This window comes from Janibacter zhangyanbonis (genome assembly GCF_050507325.1).
Classification (GTDB): Bacteria; Actinomycetota; Actinomycetes; order Actinomycetales; family Dermatophilaceae; genus Janibacter.
The window spans coordinates 1,640,363-1,658,030 of record NZ_CP191481.1 but is presented as its reverse complement, the minus strand read 5'-3'; the positions used below and the strand labels follow the sequence as shown (position 1 = coordinate 1,658,030).

Here is a 17,668-nt window from a genome sequence, read left to right as displayed (position 1 = left end):
GATGCCGTCGATCAGCGATCTCCTCGCCCACACCAGCCGCCTCACCCTGACGGAGGCCGCGGCCGTGTTTGCTGCTGCCGGGGTGCCGGTGTTCCCGTGCGTGCCTGGTGAGAAACGGCCACTGACTCAGCACGGTTTCCACGACGCCACGACCGATCCCGATCAGATCAGCGCCTGGTGGGGGCGGTGGCCGACAGCGAACATCGGCATCCCCACCGGCCCAGCATCCGGGGTGGATGTCGTTGACGTGGATATCCACGGCGAGGAGTCGGGGTTCCCGGCGTTGCAGCGGGCTCGTCGGGCGGGGCTGATCCCGGCGTGGGCAGGACTGGTGCGGTCACCGTCGGGTGGCCTGCACATCTACTTCCCGGCCGACCTGGAGGATGGGCAGTCGTCGTGGCAGGCACCACCGGCGCATATCGACTTCCGTGGCGCGGGCGGCTACATCATCGCCCCACCCTCCGGCGTCACCCAGCCGGATGGCAGCACAGGAGTCTACGAGCTGCGCGCCACTGGTGTTGTCGAGGCGCAGCCGGTGGATGCCACCCGGCTGCGGGAGTTCCTAGACCCGCGCCCACCGCTCCCGTCTCGGTCGGTGCCGGCACAGAGTCTGGATGCGGATCGTCTCGGCCGCTGGGTCGCGTCGCTGGGTGAGGGTGAGCGGAATCGTGGCCTGTTCTGGGCCGCCTGCCGATTGGCAGAAGCAGGCACCAGGCCTGCTGAGACGTTCGCCGCGCTCGGGCCGGCGGCCGAGCACATCGGCCTGAGTACGCGGGAGGTGTCGGCGACGATCCGCTCCGCCTACCGCACCACCAACCCGGCACCGGCAAGTAGCGCGCGCCCTTTCGGTGACGCCCCGAGAACGCGCGCCCCTGCCGCTACCGGACGGGGGCTGTGATGGAGACGCGGACGCGGAGTGTGCGGCTCGCGGTCGTCACCGCGATCGCGGGAACGGTGCTGATCGCGTTGGGGGCGTTCTGGCTCTCATTCACCGCGCTTGCTGATCTGGCGCGTCGTTCCGGGATTAGTGCGGGGCAGGCGTGGGCGTGGCCGCTGATCGTGGACGGCATCATCGTCGTCGCAACCGTTGCGGTCGTTGCCTTGGCTGGGCAGCGGGCGGCGTGGTATCCGTGGGTTCTGCTGATGGGTGGGGCGGCCGTCTCGGTGACCGCGAACGCGATCCACGCCATCCTCACCGCCGAAACCGACGTACCCGCGCTGCTGGCAGCGGCCGTTGCTGCGGTGCCACCCGTGGTTCTGCTGGCGATCACGCATCTGACCGTGATCCTCACCCGCAGCACTACCAACGCTGCATCGCCCGTTCCCGAGAGTCGGGTGCCGCTCAATCTCGCCACACCCACCGCGTCTGTAACCGCCGTCGAGTCCGCTGCGCCCGATGACTCCGGTGACCGGCGAGAACAGGCGGCGGAGCTGCGCGCTGAGGGGTGGTCGAACAAGAAGATCGCCCGCGAACTCGGCGTGCATCCGTCAACGGTGGGCCGCTGGCTCCCGACCCCAGAACCACAAGAAGAAACCGATGATCCGCCCACAGCGGTGGAGGAAGAGAGAACACCATGAACAATCAGAACAACGGCCCTGGCAAGCGCGAGGTCGAGGACATGACGCCGGATGCGATCGAGGCCGAGAAGACCCGACAGCAAGCCGCCGACCTCGCCCAAGAGCAGCACAAGGCGCGGGGTGTGGATTGGGTGCGCCCGACCGATCTCATGGCCCGGCACTCTGCCGTGGTTGCGGGGCGCGGGATCGACTTCCAAGCCGAACTGTCGCGTCGCACTCGCACCGGCATCGCTACCGGCGCAAGAGCGGTCGGTGCCGGTGCGAAGGCGTTGGCGGAGCGGGCGAAGCAGTTGCCGCCCCTGTCCGCGTTCGGTCGCCGCACCAGCTCGCGGGAGCCGGTGACTCGTGGTGCGGTCGGGAAAAGCTAGGCCGGTGAGATGCCATGAACACGCAATCGATGACGGGATCTTTTCTGTGGGTGGGTAGTGCACCTGGTTTGGGTCGAGGAGGTGTCCGACCATGAGCTACAGGACGATGACCGCAGCCCCGGATGGCCCGGAGGACTACCAAAGCAGCGAGGGCCTACGCGCTCTACTCCATCGCCTCCACGACAGCGGCCCCGACGCCTGGAAACACGATCCGGTCGCCGCAGAGTTGATGGCCTATGCCTGCGAGAAGTACGCGCCCCTCGCGGTCAAGCATGGGTTGGACCCGTGGGAGGCGGCGTCGGCGGCGTTCGATGTGATGCGCACCAAATCGGCGAGGTCGGCGGTTGATCCGTGGGCTGTGGTGACGCATGCGGTGCGGCTCACCTGCATCTTCGAGGAACGCGCCCAAGGCCTCCTCTGCTCCGTCCACCAAGCCCGCCGCCCCCACATCTCCGCCTTCCACGACCCCGAACGCTTCAGTGACAGGGAGAACCCGCTGACCGACTACCACCCCGCGTTCCGCATCACCGACGACCCCGACACAGAGCAGACCGTTGCTGAGCAGGATGGTGGTACCGGGTCGGCGCATTCGACGGTGGAGGATGCGATCGGGGTGCTCGTGCTGGCGAAGTGGCCGGCCGATGTCGCCCGCGCAGGCGTCGAGCACGTCTGCGGAGCCCTCATGCGCTCAGGCACCCGCCAGTCGGCGTATGAGGGGTTGCGGCGCGATAAGGTCGCACGCTCCCTCCTCGACATTCCCGCTCCCTGCTGGCACACCCTCATCCGTGCCCTCCTCGGCCATCCTGATCCGGCGCTTGCGACCACGAGTGCGGGGCGCGGGATTCTGTTGCGGTTGGCGATGGAAGAACCCATGCGGCTCCTGCTGCGCGATGACGACCTCATGCTCGCCCTCTCCCTCGCAGCCGCCCGGATCGAGGACGAGCGATGAGCGGCGACATCGACGGCGTCCAGGTCCAATGGTCCGTACCCGCCATCACCGTCGGCGCGAGGCACCGCAAAGAACTCGGCGACATCGACACCCTCGCCGCCTCCATCAAGAGAGTCGGCCTGCTTCAGCCCATCACAATCGCCCCCGACGGGTCACTCGTCTGCGGTGCCCGGCGCTTGGCGGCGGTGAAACTCCTCGGGAAGAAGACGATCAACGTGTGGATGCGATCCGGGATCTCCGACCGACTCGGGAAACTCCTCGCAGAGCAGGACGACAACGTGCTCCATAAGCCCCTGAACTCAGTGGAGGCGGCAGCGCTGTATCGGGAGCTGAAGGTCCTAATGGCTGAGGATGCGGCGCGGCGTGAGGCGGCGAATCAGTTCACGACTGCGCATCAGCCGAGGTGGAACGGCTCCGCCGATTCGGCGGAGCCGTTGACCAGCCCGACCGGGGATGCGCGCCGACAGGCCGCACAGATGGTCACCGGCACTGCGTCCTACTCCAAGCTCGAACAAGTCGGCTACCTCGAAAAGGTCGCCGCCGATCCCGCCCAGCCTGATGACCTCCGCGCCCAGGCACGGCGCGAGCTGGACGCCGTGAAAGCTGGAGCGCCGGTCAACCCCGCCTACCAACGCATCCGCGAACAAGCCGAAGGCCGACCGGCAGAGGACTTACATCAGATCGCGGAAGAGACCTTGGCGCGCGTCCATGCTGAGAACAAGGCTGCTCGGAAGAAGAACAAGCCCCGCAAGCCAGCACCCGCTCCTGCTGGGGAGATCGTGCAGTTCCCCGTGCGGGCGTTTGTGTTGACCTGGGGCGAGCTGATCGACTGGTGGGAACGCTACGACCTCCACCAGATCGCTACCGAACTCACCGACGAGCAAGCCGACGCCTTCTACGCGACCGTCGATGGCACCGTCGCGTTCGCTGATCGCCTCCGTACTGCGCGTGGCACGGCGGACACCGCCGAGGATGCGCGGCTGCTTCGCGCTCTCTGACCGCTCAGCTCGTGGCTGCGGTGTCTCGTGCACCTGTGGGGCATGACTTTCTTCGATAGCAGCCGTCCAGGGTTCAAGCGCCGCCTCATCGCCACCATCGCCGCCGGTGTGGTGTTCCTGATCCTCGCCGGAATCGGGATCTACGGCCTCATCACCGGCCCCAGAGACACCACACCCAGCGAACCATCCGCTTCCGAACCGGCTTCGACATCACCGTCTACGTCGAATCCGACGGCGACGCCACGGCTCCCGTCCGTGCCTCGGTCGGCGGACCCGCAAACCTTCGCCCGCAACGTCGCCGAAGCCTTGTTCACCTGGGACACCGGCAGCGGATTCATGCCCCTCGACTACAGCAGCGTGATCCTCGATGTCGGCGACCCCTCCGGTGAGGAACAAGCCGGGCTCGCGTCGGACGTGGCGGCGTATCTGCCGACACGGGATTCCTGGATGGAGCTACGCAAGTATGTCACCGCCCAGACCCTCACCATCGACAGCATCTACGTCCCGGAGTCGTGGGAGACGGCGGTGGCGCAGGCGCAGCCGGGGCAGCTCGCAGAAGGGACCGTCGCCTACACGATCGAGGGCACGAGGCATCGCGACGGCGAATGGAACGGCACCCCCGCCGCGTCGGAGCATCAGGTGGCGTTCACGGTGTTTATCGTCTGCGCACCCACCTACGACACCTGCTCGCTCCTGCGGCTCTCGCAGCTCGACAACCCCCTCAAATAGGACGGGTGGTGTGTCGTGTTCAAGAAGCTCGCTATCGCGGGGATCGCCCTGGTCTTCCTTGCCCCGGCCGTCATGCTCGTGTCCATCGGGGCGCTCATCAACCCCGCGCAGACCGCGAACGCCACCTGCCTCACCACCGGGCTGACCGTCGGCGAGATCCCGGATTCCCTGTCGGTGACGACGGCGGATGGGTACTCGTTCACGTTGAACAAGCGGCAGCTCACACATGCCGCCACGATCATCACCACCGGCTCCCAGATCGAGGGAGTGGATCGGGATGCGGTGCAGATCGCGATCATGGCCGCCCTCACCGAATCCACCCTCCGCATGCTCTCCAACACCAGCACCTACCCGGAGTCGGCCGACTATCCGAACGATGGTGATGGCGGGGATCACGATAGTCTCGGCTTGTTCCAGATGCGTCCGCAGTCCGGGTGGGGCACCGTCGCCGACCTCATGGACCCGACCTACCAAGCGAAAGCGTTCTTCGGCGGCCCCACCGGACCGAACTACCCGAGCCCCAGGGGCCTGCTCGATATCCCCGGGTGGGAGTCGATGGACAAGGGCGAAGTAGCCCAAGCCGTCGAGGTCTCCGCGTACCCGGACAGGTATCAGAACTACGAGCCCGTCGCCGAGGCCATCCTTCAAGCACTGACTGTGAACAGCGGCAGCAACAACACGCAGCCGGCGGGCACCGGTGGTGCGGCGGCTGGCCCGGTGGCGGAGTCGTCGCGGATCGTGTTCCCGCTGCCGGAGGGCACCTGGGTGATGACCAGCCCCTTCGGGATGCGCGAGCACCCGATCACGGGCGAATACAAGCTCCACACCGGCACCGACTTCGCAGGCCCCGACGGCACACCGATCCTCGCCGCCGCCGACGGCATCGTCACCGTCGCCGAATACACCGGCGGCTACGGGGGGCTTGTCGTGATCGAGCACACCGTTGACGGGCAGACCGTTGCGACGGCGTATGCGCATTCGTGGGAGAACGGCATCCACGTCTCCGTCGGTGACCGGGTGACGGCGGGGCAGCACATCGCCGACGTGGGTTCGTCGGGGTATTCGACGGGGCCGCACCTGCATTTCGAGGTCCGTATCGGCGGCACCAACGGCGACTACACCGACCCCGCCGCCTGGCTCACCGAGCACGGGGCCGCGGACCTCCCCGTCGGAGACATCACCCCAACAGGATCATGCAGCAACGGAGGGAGTGGATCGTGAACGTGTTTCCCGACTTCGAGGGCATCAGCGGCATCGGAGACCTCAAAGAAGTCATCGGAGCCTTGCTGACGTTCGTGCTCATCATCGCCGTGCTCATGCTCATTGTGTGCGCCATCACCTGGGCGGTAGCCTCCGCGCACGGCAACCACGCCACCGCTAGCAAAGCCCGCACCGGCCTCCTCGTCGCTGTCGGCGCTGCTGCTCTCGCCGGTGGCGCGGTCGCGTGGATGAACTGGCTCATCGCCATCGGCGACCAGCTCTAGAGATCGTCAGCGGTCTCAGCACGCTGGATCTCACACTGATCGAGTAGCCGCGCAAGGTAGCTGTAAGCAGCGAGGCGTTCCATTGCTTCCTGCTCGGTGAGTTCGCTCCGCGTATGTGTCGTGACGTTTCGCACCGTCAGATTGACGCCTGTTGCTAGATTCGTCAGGGCCTTAGCCATCGGTTCGAGACCACCGCGCATGCTCTTGGTGGTCTTATCCGAAGGCTCGCCTGGCCACACAAGTTTCGGTCGGTCGGGAAGGGGCTCGCCGGGCGACAAAGTTTGTTGCCAGAACGGGGTGTCGTCCACATCGTTGCGGCCAAGTCGGTTTTTCCAATGGACGGTGAGCGCTTCTGCCGCTTCGCGCACGGCGACGCGATACTGATGCGTTGTCCAATGAGCCGCCGCCGCAGCCCAGATCACTTTGTGCAGCTCGGCAGGAGAGAAACCGGGAAGGCCGGAATCGTCACGCGCTTCCGCGTCGGCGATCATCGCATCGAGCCGCCCCTTGACGTTGGACGCGGTCATCCGAACATCGCGGGGTGCAAGCGGAGCCTTCGGTGCCGCCATGAACGACCAGTTCGAGACAGGATCGATCATTCCCAGACCCTGCACTGCGATATAAGCCCCCGTGACGGCGACGGCACGCGCTGCAAGTCCTGCTGCTTCAGCAACATCGAGTTCAAGTCCCTGGATGGCAGCGCTGTCTTCTCCCTCCTTGGCCCAGACAGTAGGGAAAAGACCGCGTGACTCCATATGTGTCGACTCGTGCTGGGTCTGCATCCACGCCTCGAAGGCTCCCTCAAACTGTTCGATTGCCGAACGCAACCGACGCAGATAATCCGCGCTGTACTCCGCCATACCGGCCTCCTCTCACCAGTCCCCAAGCGTAGGCGGCACCCCCGACACGGCAGAGGATGCGCTGTCGGTATCGAAGGCGCACCTGATCCGCGAACCCTTCCCCCGCCCACGATTCCTGTGGGCCTTGTTCGTGTCAGGAGCCCATCGTGTTCGATCTCATCTCGTCCGTCCTCGCCGCCCCGGTTCTCGTTCCGATGGAGGTGAACATCGACCCCAACGACTCCGGCCTTCCCGGTATCGCGCAGCTCCGCACGATCGTCGGCGCGGTCATGACCGTCGGCCTCATCCTCTCCGTCCTCGCGCTCATCATCAGCGCGATCGTCTGGGGCTTCGGCGCGAACTCCTCGAACCCGCATCTGGCAGGGCGGGGAAAGATCGGCGTCCTCGTCTCCTGCGGAGCCGCGGTCATCTGCGGGGCGTCGGTGACGCTCGTGAACTTCTTCTGGAACGTCGGCCAGCAAGTCTGACCCCGCCCACCACCAACGACTTCAATCTGAAGGAGGTGCGTGATGGGCGTGTGCGATATACCCATCATCTCCAACGTCTGCGATATCGCAGGCGACGCCGCCGGCGCCCTGATCTCGGCACCGTTTGATTGGCTTGCCCAGGCAATGGGCAACGCTGCCGGGTGGTTGTTCGAGGCAGTCTGGAACGTCTTCGACACCACCACGTTGGTCGACGTCACCAGCGACGGCTACATCTCGGTGTACAACCTGGTGTTCGGGATCGCAGTGTTCATCATGCTGCTGTTCTTCTGCCTCCAACTCATCACCGGCCTCATCAAACGAGTCCCCACCGCCCTGTCTCGGGCTGCGTTGGGGCTGGCGAAATCGGTGCTTGGGTCATTCGTCGTCATCACGTTGACCGGGCTCGGGTTGGAGATCGTGGATCAGCTCTGCACCGGCATCATCCAAGCCGCAGGCGAAACCACCACCACGATGGGCGACAAGATCACCCTGTTGGTTGCGGGGCTGGCGGGGATCAATATCGCGGCTCCGGGTGTGGGTGCGATCATCACCATCTTCCTCGCAGGACTGGCGATCTCGGCCGCCGCCATCGTCTGGCTCTCCCTCCTGATCCGCAAAGCCTTGCTGTTGGTTGCGATCGTGTTTGCACCGTTGGCGTTCTCCGGCGCCTCCTGGGACGCGAGCCGGGGGTGGATCAGCAAGTGGGCGATGTTCGTAATCGCCCTCATCGCCTCCAAGCTCGTGCTGGTCGTCATGTTCCTCGTCGCGATCACGCAGGTGTCGGCACCGATTGACATGGATCTCGCGTCGATCAGTGACCCCATCGCGGGCGTCGTGCTGATGGCGATGGCCGCGTTCGCGCCGTATCTGACGTACAAGTTCATCGCGTTCGTCGGCTTCGACATGTATCACGCGATCGGCTCCGAACAAGACGCCAAGCAGGCTCTCAACCGCCCGATGCCTGTGCCGTCGAAGCCGCAGGGGCAGGACGCGCAGAAAGTCCTCGACGGCAACAACAGCGGCGGGGGCAAAGGCAGTGGCGGCAACGGCGGCGGCGGTACGACTCCGCCGCCGAAGCCGACACCGGCCTCCACGGGTGGCACTCCGCCTGAGAGTGCTGCGCCTGCCGCATCCGGTGGTGGTTCAACCGCGGCAGCCGGAGGTGGGGCGGGTGCGGGTGCTGCGGTCGCGGCCCCGGTCGCTGCGGCGGTGATCGCGGCGAAGGTCGCCAAGGACTCCTTCAACGCCGGTCACGACCTCGGCGACAAGCTCGGCGGTCAAGGCGAAGCAGCCGCCGACGGTGCGAGCAGCAACATCACCCCACCACCCCAGGGCAGTGACACGGCACCACCCTCGTCCCCGGTGCCGAAGACGCCGACACCACCGCAGGACCCGACACCGCCCGACCCCACACCCGGGAAGAAGTGAACCCCATGAGCAGCAGCAGTAAGAATGCGAGCGAACTGGTGCCGGTGAAGTTCTCCCGCCTCACCCGCCGCGGCGTCCTCCTCGGGTTATCGCTTCCGCAGCTCGTGACGCTCGCGGTCGGCATCCTCTCCTTCGTCGGGGCCCTCTACGCCGGCGGCGGCATCCTGCTCGCCTACACCGCACCCATCTGGGCACTCTCCATCACGTTGACGTGGGTGCCGATTGCGGGAAGGCCCCTGGTCGAATGGTTGCCGGTCGGATGCTGGTGGCTCTACCGCACCACGATCGGGCAGCTCATCTACCGCCGCAAAGTCGTCGCACCCCGCCCGGTCGGCACCCTCGCGCTGCCGGGCGATATGGCGCGGCTGCGGGAGTTCACCGACCCCGAAACCGAAGCCGGGATGATCCACGACCCGCACGCGGGCACCCTCACTGTGGTCTGCGAGGTCACCCATCCGGCGTTCGTACTCCTCGATCCCGGTGAGCAGGAACGCCGCGTCACTTCCTGGGGCCGCGTGCTCGCCACCGTCTGCCGTTCCGGGCGCATCGCGACCTTGCAGATCCTCGAACGCACCCTCCCGGACTCCGGCACTGGATTGGCGGAGTGGTGGGCTGCGCACGGCACCCACGACGACTCCTGGGCCTCCACGACCTATGGCGAGTTGATCGACCGGGCAGGTCCTGCCGGGGAACGCCACGCCACCACCCTGTCACTGTCCTTGGACATGCGGGCCGCCGGGCGACAGATCCGCACCGCCGGCGGCGGCATCCGTGGCGCGGCCGCCGTCCTCCGGCAGGAGATGGCGACGCTGACCGCGGCGCTCCGGTCGGCGGACCTGACCCCGTCCGGATGGCTCACCCCAGGGCAGATCGCCGTGATTCTCCGCTCCGCGTATGACCCCGCGATCGCCGCGACCTTGGAACGGCACGGGCAAATCGGACAATCCCTCGCCACCGCAGGCCCGCTCGCGGTCAACGAATCCTGGGGACGTATCCGCACCGACTCCGCCCACCACGCCACCCTCTGGATCTCCGAATGGCCCCGCTCTCTGGTCTATCCGGGATTCCTCTCACCCGTGCTGCTCTCCACCGGCATCCAGCGATCCTTCTCGCTGATCTGCACACCCATGCGGTCGGACCAAGCGGCGCGGGATATTCGGAAGAAGAAGGTGGAGCACATCAGTGATGCGGCGCAGCGGCAGCGGATCGGGCAGATCGAAGACGCCTCCCAAACCGCCGAATACCAAGACGTCCTCCAACAGGAGGCCGACCTCACCGCCGGGCACGGCATCCTCCGCTACACCGGCCTCGTCACCATCACCGCACCCACCATCAACGAGTTGGACGCCGCCGTCGCGGCGATCGAACAAGCAGCGATCCAGGCCTCGTGTGAAACCCGACTCCTCGTCGGGCAGCAGGCCGCCGCGTTCACGGCCGCCGCATTGCCGTTGTGCCGGAAGGTGTGATCTTTAGGCGGCGCGGTCGAGACGGACGATGGCGGCGCCTGTGGCCACAGGTTCGCGTTCGATACGTTCTCGCTCAATGTCGTCACGAATCTTGCGGCTACGGTCAGATTCCAATCCGGCAAACCACGAGATGATCCCGACCGGGATGCCGACAGCGGCAACAACTACTGCGACACCCGTGAAACAGATCCCCACATAGACGCGGTAAACGACCACTGCCGGGGGCCACAACAGGAGACGGGCAAGGTCGTCCATTCCGTATCGCCGCGCGAGGAGGTAGAGAACACCCGCAGCGGCGAGCCCGCCCAACACCCATAGCGCTGCGGCGAACGCGGTGTGCGCCCATGAGCGCAGCGGTGCCGCGATGTCGCCGTACTGTGCCGCGACGAAAAGAAGAAGCCAGACGGTCGCAGCTGCGGGCGCACCGACGAGGCGAAGAGGTTCGTAGGCGAACATCTGGTTGTCATCATGTCTGCTGCGCACCAACGGGATCACGACCATCCAAGCCAGAAGAACAAGCAGAGCCGTAAGCATGATCCCGTTCACGGCGGGGGCCGGGTCGTTAGCGAGCGATAGGCCAGTCAACCACTCCGCCACCGGCGTGAGTTGGATATGGCGCGCGACCGCGGCCAGGGCGTCGCTCGGTCGCGTTCCTGTCGCAACGGCCGCAACGACGAGGGCAGCAGCGATAGTCGCAACGAGGTTGTAGATCGACTCTCGGTTGTCGCGCCAGCTCTTGATCGTGCCCGGAATCTCCTTGATCGCACTCAACATCAGTTCCTCCCGGTGTGGGTCTGCTCGTTTGCGCAGATGCTGGCATGTACCACCGACACATCTCCCCACGAGCACTGCTGCCCGTGCCAAGAGCGAGCAAGACGAGGAGCCTGTCGCTCACCTCCTCTCTGACATCCATCGTCAGGGAGGTTCCTCATGCCCACGTTCACCGACCCCACCAAAGACGCCGCTGAAGCATCCGAAGCGATGCGGGGTCTGGCTCATGCCAGCCGGACGTTCGGTCAGCCCTCGCAGATGTATCCGGTGATGGGTGATCTGCTCGCCGGGGTGCGGTCGCTGCGGCAGGTCCTCGACCAGCTTGCCAACGCCCACGCATCGCGGCAGATCCACGCGACCGACGATCACGGCAACCCCGCCGCAGGTGCCCGTGACGCTCTCGCGGCAGCGGACGAACTGCACCAGGCAGCGACCCTGATTGACTCCGCACACGACCGCCTCGACGCGGCCATGAACGCGGCAGGGCGGATCGCCTGGCAACCCGGCACCTCCCGCTCGATCCGGCAGTGGGTCAACATCGTCTTCCTCCAGGGCGAGGAGGCCGACCAGGTGATGGACCTCATCAGCCGCGACGGCCCGGCGGCAGGGATCGAGCATTTGAAGCAGTGGGACTACGGCGAGGAGACCACTGATGCGGCGTTGGAGAACGGATACGTCTACGACACCCCACCGGTCAGTGATCTCGACCGCGCGGTCACCGACGGCGACTACGCCCTTACCTACAACCCGTTCCACGGTCACGTCTCCCTGCACCGCGCCCACAACGTGCCCCTCGAACCAGAATCGACCGAGCCTCCTTCGCCACCAGCGGCCGATCCGGCAAGGGTCGCGGGTAGTCCTGCTCGTGCAGCCGCTGCTGCGGGGCCGTCCGCTGCGCAGGGCGTCGCGGTCGAGAAGGACTGGTTCGCCAACACCACTCGCTCGTCGCACACCTCGGGTCGGGGGCTGGGTCTGTGAGCGCCCGTGAGCCCGAACGGCTACATACCTCGGTTCTCGTCGCCCCAGCGTCCGAGCGCCGCAAGCTGCGGAAGCAACGCCGGCAGGCCGCCGCCCGCATCACCGCCGAGAAGCGGCTGGCCGAGAAGGCGGCTGCGGTGGCGAAGGCGGAGGCCGAGCGTGCCGAACGCCTAGCGACAACGTATCTGCCTGCGTCGGGCGAGCCGGGCGCAGCTGGGTTACGGTCGCCGGGCAGGTTCAAGGTGCCACGTCACCAGGACACCAGCGCGACTCTCGCTGGGGCGTATCCGTTCGTCGCTGAAGGGGGTCTCGGCTCCGACGGCGTCTTCGTCGGCCAGGACCTCTACTCCGGCGGCAGCTTCGTCTACGACCCGTGGGTGCTCTACGCCCGCGGCATCATCACCGCACCCAACGTCGTCCTCGCCGGAATCGTCGGCTCCGGGAAATCCTCACTCGCAAAATCCCTTTACACGCGGTCACTGCCGTTCGGGCGTCGCGTCTACGTCCCCGGCGACCCCAAGGGGGAACACACCGCGGTAGCGGAGGCTGTCGGGGGTCGAGCGATCGTCCTCGGCCACGGCCTCAACACGCGGTTGAATCCGCTCGATGAGGGCATGCGGACCTCCGGCCTGTCGGATGAGCAGTGGGCCGCGACCGTCGCCTCTCGCCGGAGGGATCTCATCGGGGCTCTGGCGGAGACGGTGCTGGCGCGGGGGTTGTCGCCGTTGGAACACACTGCGATCGACTTGGCGTTGACGCAGACGGTGCGGGAGAACACGGTGCCGATTCTGCCAATGGTCGTTGACCGCGTCCTCAACCCCAGTGACGACACCGACGGCCGGCTCGCGGAGGATGGGCGGCTCGTCGGCCACGCCCTCCGCCGCCTCGTCGCCGGCGACCTCGCCGGTCTTTTCGATGGGCCATCGACGGTCAGGTTTGATCCGTCGTTGCCGATGATCTCCCTCGACCTCTCCCGCGTGACCGAGAACTCGACGTTGATCTCGGTGCTGATGACGTGCTCCAGCGCGTGGATGGAATCGGCGTTGTTGGACCCGAATGGTGGGCAGCGGTGGGTGATCTACGACGAAGCCTGGCGACTCATGTCCCACCCCGCGCTCCTGCGCCGGATGGATGCGCACTGGCGGCTCGCGCGGCATTACGGGATCGCGAACATGTTGATTTTTCATAAGTTGACCGACTTGGACAATGTCGGCGACCAAGGCTCAGCCATGCGCTCCCTTGCCAACTCCTTGCTCGCGAATGCGGAGACCCGGATCGTGTACCGGCAGGAATCCGACCAGCTCGGAGCCACCGCCAGTGCGCTCGGGCTGACCGGGACCGAGCAGAAGCTCCTTCCCGGTCTCGGTGTCGGGCAGGGGTTGTGGCGGATCAAGGACAGGTCGTTCGTGACGCAGCATCAGCTCCACCCAGCCGAGCTGGAGATGTTCGACACCAGCTCCCGCCTCACCTCGGGGGTGAAGTGATGAACGTGCGTCCCCAGAAGAAACACGCCGCCGCAGCGTCGAACGAGACACCGGGGCCGGTGCAGGCGGTGCTCCCGAACGTCCGTGTGATCGTCACTGACACCGGGACCCTCGATGTCACGGTGGACGGTGCCGTGTTCCCGCCGCCTCCTCGCGGGGAATGGACGCGCGGCAGCTTCACCGACCTCCTCGACGCGGTCACGAAGGACCGAAGCGTGGCGGTGCGGATCGAGGTCCGCGAGGTTGACGGGTCGGTGTTCACCGACCTCATCCACCCCCGCAAACGCACACGCACCCCCGAATCCGTGCCGCCGTCCGAGCCCGCGAAGCCAGTATGGAAGCTGAAGGGGCCAGTGCTGGTCGAGGTCACCGCCGACGGGTTCCTGCCCGGCGAAGATGTCGCCGTCGCAATCATCGTCTCCCATACGGATGCGGCGGGCGGACGTGCGTGCGCCCTGCTGGATCTCAACCAGCTCCCGACACCAACAAGCAGGGCACAGGACGTGCTGCTGTTTGGCCGGATCTCCGGCACCGTCCACATCGAGACACTGCCATGAACGAGCGGCAGCCGGGCTCGATGGGTGATGAACTCACCAACGCCGCCCTCATCGGCCTCATCGGAATCTTCGCCCTCGGGCTCGTCCTCCGCGGCGCAGGCTCCATCGCCGCGTTCCTCACCGGGACCGCGCAGCCCACGTCAGGGCCGACGGGCGGGATGGGGGTGCTGTTCAACCCCGGCGACCCCGGCGGCGCCCTCGGAGCTGAGGGCCTGAGCCCGGTCGTCTACTGGATCGTCACCGTCGTGCTCCTTGCTGCGGTGACGGTCGGGCTGGGCTGGTGCTGGACGAAATGGCGACGCCACAACCGCAAGGTCGAGACCGACCCCCGCCGCCTCGCGGGCACCGCGACCAGCCATGAGGTCACCCAGACCGCGTCGCCCAAGGCCTTGTTGAAGCGTGCTGCGACGCTGCGGCCATCGCTCGACGAACCATCACCAGCCGATGTCGGCTACCTCCTCGGCTCCTCGCGGGGCAAGCAGGTCTGGGCGTCGGTCGAGGACTCGATCTTGCTGATCGGGCCGCCCCGCTCCGGCAAGGGCCTGCACGTCGTCATCAACGCCATCCTCGACGCCCCCGGAGCCGTGGTGACGACCTCCACGAGGCCGGACAATCTCACCGCCACCCTCCGCGCCCGGCGGCGTAATGCGGGGCCGGTGGCGGTGTTCGATCCACAGCACCTCGCCGAAGGCGTCCCCGCAGGCCTGCGCTGGTCGCCGGTACGGGGGTGTGAGGACCCGTTGACGGCGATGATCCGCGCCACCGGACTCGCCTCCGCCACCGGCCTCTCCGCTGGCGGTGTCGAGTCCGGTGGGTTCTGGGAAGGAAAGACCCGCACCGCACTCCAAGGCCTCCTCCACGCCGCCGCCCTCGATCATCGCTCACCGGCCGAACTGTTCCGCTGGACCCTCGACCCGTCGGCTGCGGCGGAGGCGGTCGCGATCCTCACCGCGAACCCGAACGCGGCCGCAGGTTGGGCGGATTCTTTGGAGGCGATGATCGACTCCGACCCCCGCACCCGAGACTCCATCTGGCAAGGCGTCTCCCTCGCGCTCGGTGCCCTCGCTGATCCCAGGGTGCTGGATGCCGTGTCGCCGAGTGAGGGTGAGAGCTTCGACCCCGAAGCCTTCATCAAAGACCGCGGCACGCTGTATCTCCTCGCCACCGGAGCGGGGGCTGGTGCGTCTGCAGCGTTGGTGGCGGCGTTCGTGGAAGACCTCATCGAAACCGCACGCCGCATCGCCGCACGATCACCCGGAGCCCGCCTCGACCCACCCCTCCTACTCGCGCTCGACGAAATTGGAAACCTCGCGCCCCTCCCGTCACTGCCGACACTCATGGCAGAGGGCGGCGGCACGGGCATCACCACGCTCCCGGTCTTGCAGTCACTCGCGCAGGCCCGCGATAAGTGGTCGGAGAACCAGGCCGGAGCGATCTGGGATGCCTCCATCGTCAAGGTCATTCTCGGTGGGGCGTCGAACTCCAAAGACCTCCAAGACCTCTCCACCCTCATCGGCGAACGCGACGAGTTCACCGACTCCGTCACCCTCGGGGACCACGGCAGCCGGTCGAACCAACGCTCGATCAGGCGGGTGCCGATCCTGCCGCCCGACCGCATCCGCACCCTGCCCTTCGGCACCGGCGTCACCCTCCTCCGTGCCGCACCACCCATCGTCACCGACCTGCGCGCCTGGCCGAGCCGTCCCGATGCGGAGCAGTTGAAGCGCGACCGGGCCGAGATCGAGGGGCTGTTGCAGCGCACTTCCGACGCCTGAAGTGGTTGGGCTGGTGTAGTGCACCTGACTTTCACGGATGACCCCTGACAAGTGGGGTCGCGTGATCGTCAAGGAGCATTTCGATGGACATTCACACGCAGCAGTCGATCTCGGGGTTCATCGCCTCGGACCCGCAGCTCAGCTACAACGACCAGAACCAGGCCCGGTTCTACGCGAGGTTCGGCCAAGAGCACTTCGACCGCAACCCCGACGGCACCTTCACTCAGCTCGACTCGACCTTCCACGATCTCGTGTTGTTCCGGGCGAGTGCAGAGCGGGCGCACGAGCGGTTCAAGAAGGGCGACAGCTTCGTCGCCGAGGGCTACGTCCGCGAGTACGAGACCACCCGCGATGGTGAGCAGATCCAGGCCGAGCAGTTCGTCGCGAAGAAGATCGGACACGACACCGCCCGCACCCGCTACGACGTCGACCGCACACCCCGCACCCCAACCCAACAGCTCGACCAGAACGCCCCGACTCAGGAAGCACCGGCACGGGAGACCCCAGCCCAGCCAGCGCCGGAGTTCCAGGTACCGAATCGCAGCAGCGCGCCGACGCCGCCCGCGCCCCGACTCTGAGGAGACGCCACCATGAGCACCATCGCCACGGATATCCCGGAGATCGACGAGCCCGAACCCGCACTCCAGGACGAGAAACCTGGCACGAAGCCGGCGCTGTCTGATCCCGATTCGATTCCTGGGCCGCCGCATCCGGTGAACTGGAACCTGCTGACCGCCGACGAGGCAGGGGCGGAATGGCTGGAACTGGATCGGTGGGTGAACTGGCTCCGTCACACCTACGGCCTGTCCGCGAACGTCATTCCGCCGTTCTGGCACCGGCACCCCGAACTGGTGTGGGAACTGTCCGCGCTGCATCTGCACTGGCTGTGCGCCTACGACCCTGATCAGAACGGTTCCGCGCCTATCGGTTGGCACCGGGACTTCGTCGATGCCAAGCAGCGGCTCCGCGACTGGGTCGCAGGCTCCGTCACCCGGCTGGATCGCGACCGTCCCACTCGGCAGACCGTCTGGCCGGGCGAGAAGCCTGCACCGCCGGTGGAGGATGTCGTGATCCTGGATCGGGCGGCGGACTTCGATGCGTTCGTTGCCGCTGACATCGCCCAGCGCCAGGCGGCCGAGGACGCCTTCTACGCGAGTCTCGACGATGAACGCCCCAACAGCGCTTGAGCACGGCATCACCCCCGTTGAGGCCCTGTGGTGTGCGCGGGATGTGGCCGAGTTCTTGAACGTCTCCCAGGCCACGCTCTCGCGCTGGCGCAGAGAGAGGATTGGGCCGCCGTTCCTTCGGGTCGGTGGTGTCTCCCGTTACAACCCGGCCACGGTGCGCGCCTGGGTCACCGAGCAGGAACAGGGTCGGGATCGTGGCTGATCCGCGGAATCGGCGGATGCCGCCGGTCGGGGTGAAGCTCACCACCGATGTCGAACGCCGCGTCGACGGGTTCCGGGCCCGCGTCCGCTGGACCGACCCGTCCACTCACAAGCGTGTCGGCCGCGTCGCCCACGTCCATTCGCAGGAGGAGGTGGAGGAGTTCTTCGATCAGATGCGGGCAGCGACCGAGACCGGCAACGACCCGACCGTCACCCTCGCCGACTACGCCGCCTCGATCGGGGACCGGTGGCAGCGGGGCCTGGACCCGACCTCCACTGCCGAGCTGTACGAGACCGGGTTCCGGCTCCGGGTGCTGCCCGCGCTCGGGCATGTGCGGGTTGCGAAGATCACCGCCGGGTCAAGCCCCGGGTAGTGGTGTAGCGCCTG

20 protein-coding genes and 1 pseudogene are annotated in these 17,668 nt (G+C 66.6%); 19 read left to right on the top strand and 2 right to left on the bottom strand.

Annotated elements, in window-relative coordinates; genetic code table 11:
- The first annotated feature begins 1 nt into the window (after position 1).
- From ACQBJO_RS08085 to ACQBJO_RS08050, 8 genes and pseudogenes are all read left to right on the top strand, one after another.
- Complete coding sequence (locus ACQBJO_RS08085) at positions 2–898, top strand: bifunctional DNA primase/polymerase (RefSeq protein ID WP_421009174.1); 897 nt, start codon at positions 2–4, stop codon at positions 896–898.
- A complete protein-coding gene (locus ACQBJO_RS08080) occupies positions 898–1,578 on the top strand; it encodes a DUF2637 domain-containing protein (protein WP_421009173.1) in 681 nt (226 codons plus the stop codon). The genes ACQBJO_RS08085 and ACQBJO_RS08080 overlap by 1 nt, the downstream gene beginning before the upstream one ends.
- Positions 1,575–1,946, top strand: a complete 372-nt coding sequence (locus ACQBJO_RS08075) for a hypothetical protein (RefSeq protein ID WP_421009172.1) — start codon at positions 1,575–1,577, stop codon at positions 1,944–1,946. The genes ACQBJO_RS08080 and ACQBJO_RS08075 overlap by 4 nt, the downstream gene beginning before the upstream one ends.
- Positions 1,947–2,037: 91 nt before the next feature.
- Positions 2,038–2,895, top strand: coding sequence for a hypothetical protein (locus tag ACQBJO_RS08070; protein WP_421009171.1), 858 nt, complete (start codon positions 2,038–2,040; stop codon positions 2,893–2,895).
- Positions 2,892–3,893 carry a ParB N-terminal domain-containing protein gene (locus tag ACQBJO_RS08065; protein ID WP_421009170.1) on the top strand — a complete coding sequence of 334 codons (1,002 nt, stop codon included), beginning with the start codon at positions 2,892–2,894 and terminating at the stop codon, positions 3,891–3,893. Before ACQBJO_RS08070 ends, ACQBJO_RS08065 begins: the two co-directional genes overlap by 4 nt.
- Before the next feature lie 42 nt (positions 3,894–3,935).
- The gene (locus ACQBJO_RS08060; RefSeq protein ID WP_421009169.1) at positions 3,936–4,622 is read left to right on the top strand and encodes a hypothetical protein; all 687 of its coding nucleotides are present in this window, start codon (positions 3,936–3,938) and stop codon (positions 4,620–4,622) included.
- Positions 4,623–4,637: 15 nt separating this feature from the next.
- Positions 4,638–5,828: pseudogene (locus ACQBJO_RS08055) on the top strand (M23 family metallopeptidase); the annotation flags it as partial.
- An 11-nt stretch (positions 5,829–5,839) separates the two neighbouring features.
- A complete protein-coding gene (locus tag ACQBJO_RS08050) occupies positions 5,840–6,106 on the top strand; it encodes a DUF6112 family protein (RefSeq protein WP_421009168.1) in 267 nt (88 codons plus the stop codon).
- Here the strand turns inward: ACQBJO_RS08050 and ACQBJO_RS08045 are convergent.
- On the bottom strand, positions 6,103–6,966 hold the full coding sequence (locus tag ACQBJO_RS08045) for a TIGR02391 family protein (protein ID WP_421009167.1): 864 nt from the start codon (positions 6,964–6,966) through the stop codon (positions 6,103–6,105). The two genes, ACQBJO_RS08050 and ACQBJO_RS08045, sit on opposite strands and share 4 nt — an antisense overlap.
- 194 nt (positions 6,967–7,160) lie before the next feature.
- Between ACQBJO_RS08045 and ACQBJO_RS08040 the strand changes: the two genes are divergently transcribed.
- From ACQBJO_RS08040 to ACQBJO_RS08030, 3 genes are read left to right on the top strand one after another with little or no spacing between them, the layout of a single operon-like run.
- Entirely contained in the window at positions 7,161–7,433 is a 273-nt protein-coding gene (locus ACQBJO_RS08040; RefSeq protein ID WP_421009192.1) for a DUF6112 family protein, read from the top strand.
- 42 nt (positions 7,434–7,475) lie between these two features.
- A complete protein-coding gene (locus ACQBJO_RS08035; protein WP_421009191.1) occupies positions 7,476–8,861 on the top strand; it encodes a conjugal transfer protein TrbL in 1,386 nt (461 codons plus the stop codon).
- A 5-nt stretch (positions 8,862–8,866) separates the two neighbouring features.
- Positions 8,867–10,327, top strand: a complete 1,461-nt coding sequence (locus tag ACQBJO_RS08030; RefSeq protein ID WP_421009166.1) for an SCO6880 family protein — start codon at positions 8,867–8,869, stop codon at positions 10,325–10,327.
- A gap of 3 nt (positions 10,328–10,330) precedes the next feature.
- Here the strand turns inward: ACQBJO_RS08030 and ACQBJO_RS08025 are convergent, their stop codons facing one another.
- Positions 10,331–11,101 (bottom strand): hypothetical protein, encoded by a 771-nt coding sequence (locus ACQBJO_RS08025; RefSeq protein WP_421009165.1) that lies wholly within the window; start codon positions 11,099–11,101, stop codon positions 10,331–10,333.
- Between the two features lie 156 nt (positions 11,102–11,257).
- Between ACQBJO_RS08025 and ACQBJO_RS08020 the strand changes: the two genes are divergently transcribed.
- The 8 genes from ACQBJO_RS08020 (at position 11,258) to ACQBJO_RS07985 (ending at position 17,654) form a co-directional block, all read left to right on the top strand.
- Positions 11,258–12,076 carry a hypothetical protein gene (locus ACQBJO_RS08020; RefSeq protein ID WP_421009164.1) on the top strand — a complete coding sequence of 273 codons (819 nt, stop codon included), beginning with the start codon at positions 11,258–11,260 and terminating at the stop codon, positions 12,074–12,076.
- Positions 12,073–13,560 carry an ATP-binding protein gene (locus ACQBJO_RS08015; protein WP_421009163.1) on the top strand — a complete coding sequence of 496 codons (1,488 nt, stop codon included), beginning with the start codon at positions 12,073–12,075 and terminating at the stop codon, positions 13,558–13,560. The genes ACQBJO_RS08020 and ACQBJO_RS08015 overlap by 4 nt, the downstream gene beginning before the upstream one ends.
- Positions 13,560–14,117: a hypothetical protein gene (locus ACQBJO_RS08010; RefSeq protein WP_421009162.1), complete on the top strand. Its 558-nt coding sequence runs from the start codon at positions 13,560–13,562 to the stop codon at positions 14,115–14,117. The genes ACQBJO_RS08015 and ACQBJO_RS08010 overlap by 1 nt, the downstream gene beginning before the upstream one ends.
- Positions 14,114–15,892 carry a type IV secretory system conjugative DNA transfer family protein gene (locus ACQBJO_RS08005; protein ID WP_421009161.1) on the top strand — a complete coding sequence of 593 codons (1,779 nt, stop codon included), beginning with the start codon at positions 14,114–14,116 and terminating at the stop codon, positions 15,890–15,892. The genes ACQBJO_RS08010 and ACQBJO_RS08005 overlap by 4 nt, the downstream gene beginning before the upstream one ends.
- 83 nt (positions 15,893–15,975) lie before the next feature.
- Positions 15,976–16,470 (top strand): single-stranded DNA-binding protein, encoded by a 495-nt coding sequence (locus tag ACQBJO_RS08000; protein ID WP_421009160.1) that lies wholly within the window; start codon positions 15,976–15,978, stop codon positions 16,468–16,470.
- Between the two features lie 12 nt (positions 16,471–16,482).
- On the top strand, positions 16,483–17,079 hold the full coding sequence (locus ACQBJO_RS07995; protein WP_421009159.1) for a hypothetical protein: 597 nt from the start codon (positions 16,483–16,485) through the stop codon (positions 17,077–17,079).
- Positions 16,988–17,281, top strand: a complete 294-nt coding sequence (locus tag ACQBJO_RS07990) for a helix-turn-helix domain-containing protein (RefSeq protein WP_421009158.1) — start codon at positions 16,988–16,990, stop codon at positions 17,279–17,281. The genes ACQBJO_RS07995 and ACQBJO_RS07990 overlap by 92 nt, the downstream gene beginning before the upstream one ends.
- The gene (locus ACQBJO_RS07985; protein WP_421009157.1) at positions 17,274–17,654 is read left to right on the top strand and encodes a hypothetical protein; all 381 of its coding nucleotides are present in this window, start codon (positions 17,274–17,276) and stop codon (positions 17,652–17,654) included. Before ACQBJO_RS07990 ends, ACQBJO_RS07985 begins: the two co-directional genes overlap by 8 nt.
- Positions 17,655–17,668: the final 14 nt, after the last annotated feature.

What these genes read in the sequence shown, in the direction of transcription:
- ACQBJO_RS08045 (WP_421009167.1), bottom strand. Translation starts at nt 6,966, where the DNA reads ATGGCGGAGTACAGCGCGGATTATCTGCGTCGGTTGCGTTCGGCAATC.
- ACQBJO_RS08025 (WP_421009165.1), bottom strand. Translation starts at nt 11,101, where the DNA reads ATGTTGAGTGCGATCAAGGAGATTCCGGGCACGATCAAGAGCTGGCGC.
- ACQBJO_RS07995 (WP_421009159.1), top strand. Translation starts at nt 16,483, where the DNA reads ATGAGCACCATCGCCACGGATATCCCGGAGATCGACGAGCCCGAACCC.
- ACQBJO_RS08040 (WP_421009192.1), top strand. Translation starts at nt 7,161, where the DNA reads ATGGAGGTGAACATCGACCCCAACGACTCCGGCCTTCCCGGTATCGCG.
- ACQBJO_RS08020 (WP_421009164.1), top strand. Translation starts at nt 11,258, where the DNA reads ATGCCCACGTTCACCGACCCCACCAAAGACGCCGCTGAAGCATCCGAA.
- ACQBJO_RS08010 (WP_421009162.1), top strand. Translation starts at nt 13,560, where the DNA reads ATGAACGTGCGTCCCCAGAAGAAACACGCCGCCGCAGCGTCGAACGAG.
- ACQBJO_RS08070 (WP_421009171.1), top strand. Translation starts at nt 2,038, where the DNA reads ATGAGCTACAGGACGATGACCGCAGCCCCGGATGGCCCGGAGGACTAC.
- ACQBJO_RS08030 (WP_421009166.1), top strand. Translation starts at nt 8,867, where the DNA reads ATGAGCAGCAGCAGTAAGAATGCGAGCGAACTGGTGCCGGTGAAGTTC.
- ACQBJO_RS07990 (WP_421009158.1), top strand. Translation starts at nt 16,988, where the DNA reads ATGCGTTCGTTGCCGCTGACATCGCCCAGCGCCAGGCGGCCGAGGACG.
- ACQBJO_RS08075 (WP_421009172.1), top strand. Translation starts at nt 1,575, where the DNA reads ATGAACAATCAGAACAACGGCCCTGGCAAGCGCGAGGTCGAGGACATG.
- ACQBJO_RS08060 (WP_421009169.1), top strand. Translation starts at nt 3,936, where the DNA reads ATGACTTTCTTCGATAGCAGCCGTCCAGGGTTCAAGCGCCGCCTCATC.
- ACQBJO_RS08005 (WP_421009161.1), top strand. Translation starts at nt 14,114, where the DNA reads ATGAACGAGCGGCAGCCGGGCTCGATGGGTGATGAACTCACCAACGCC.
- ACQBJO_RS08000 (WP_421009160.1), top strand. Translation starts at nt 15,976, where the DNA reads ATGGACATTCACACGCAGCAGTCGATCTCGGGGTTCATCGCCTCGGAC.
- ACQBJO_RS08085 (WP_421009174.1), top strand. Translation starts at nt 2, where the DNA reads ATGCCGTCGATCAGCGATCTCCTCGCCCACACCAGCCGCCTCACCCTG.
- ACQBJO_RS08035 (WP_421009191.1), top strand. Translation starts at nt 7,476, where the DNA reads ATGGGCGTGTGCGATATACCCATCATCTCCAACGTCTGCGATATCGCA.
- ACQBJO_RS08065 (WP_421009170.1), top strand. Translation starts at nt 2,892, where the DNA reads ATGAGCGGCGACATCGACGGCGTCCAGGTCCAATGGTCCGTACCCGCC.
- ACQBJO_RS08080 (WP_421009173.1), top strand. Translation starts at nt 898, where the DNA reads ATGGAGACGCGGACGCGGAGTGTGCGGCTCGCGGTCGTCACCGCGATC.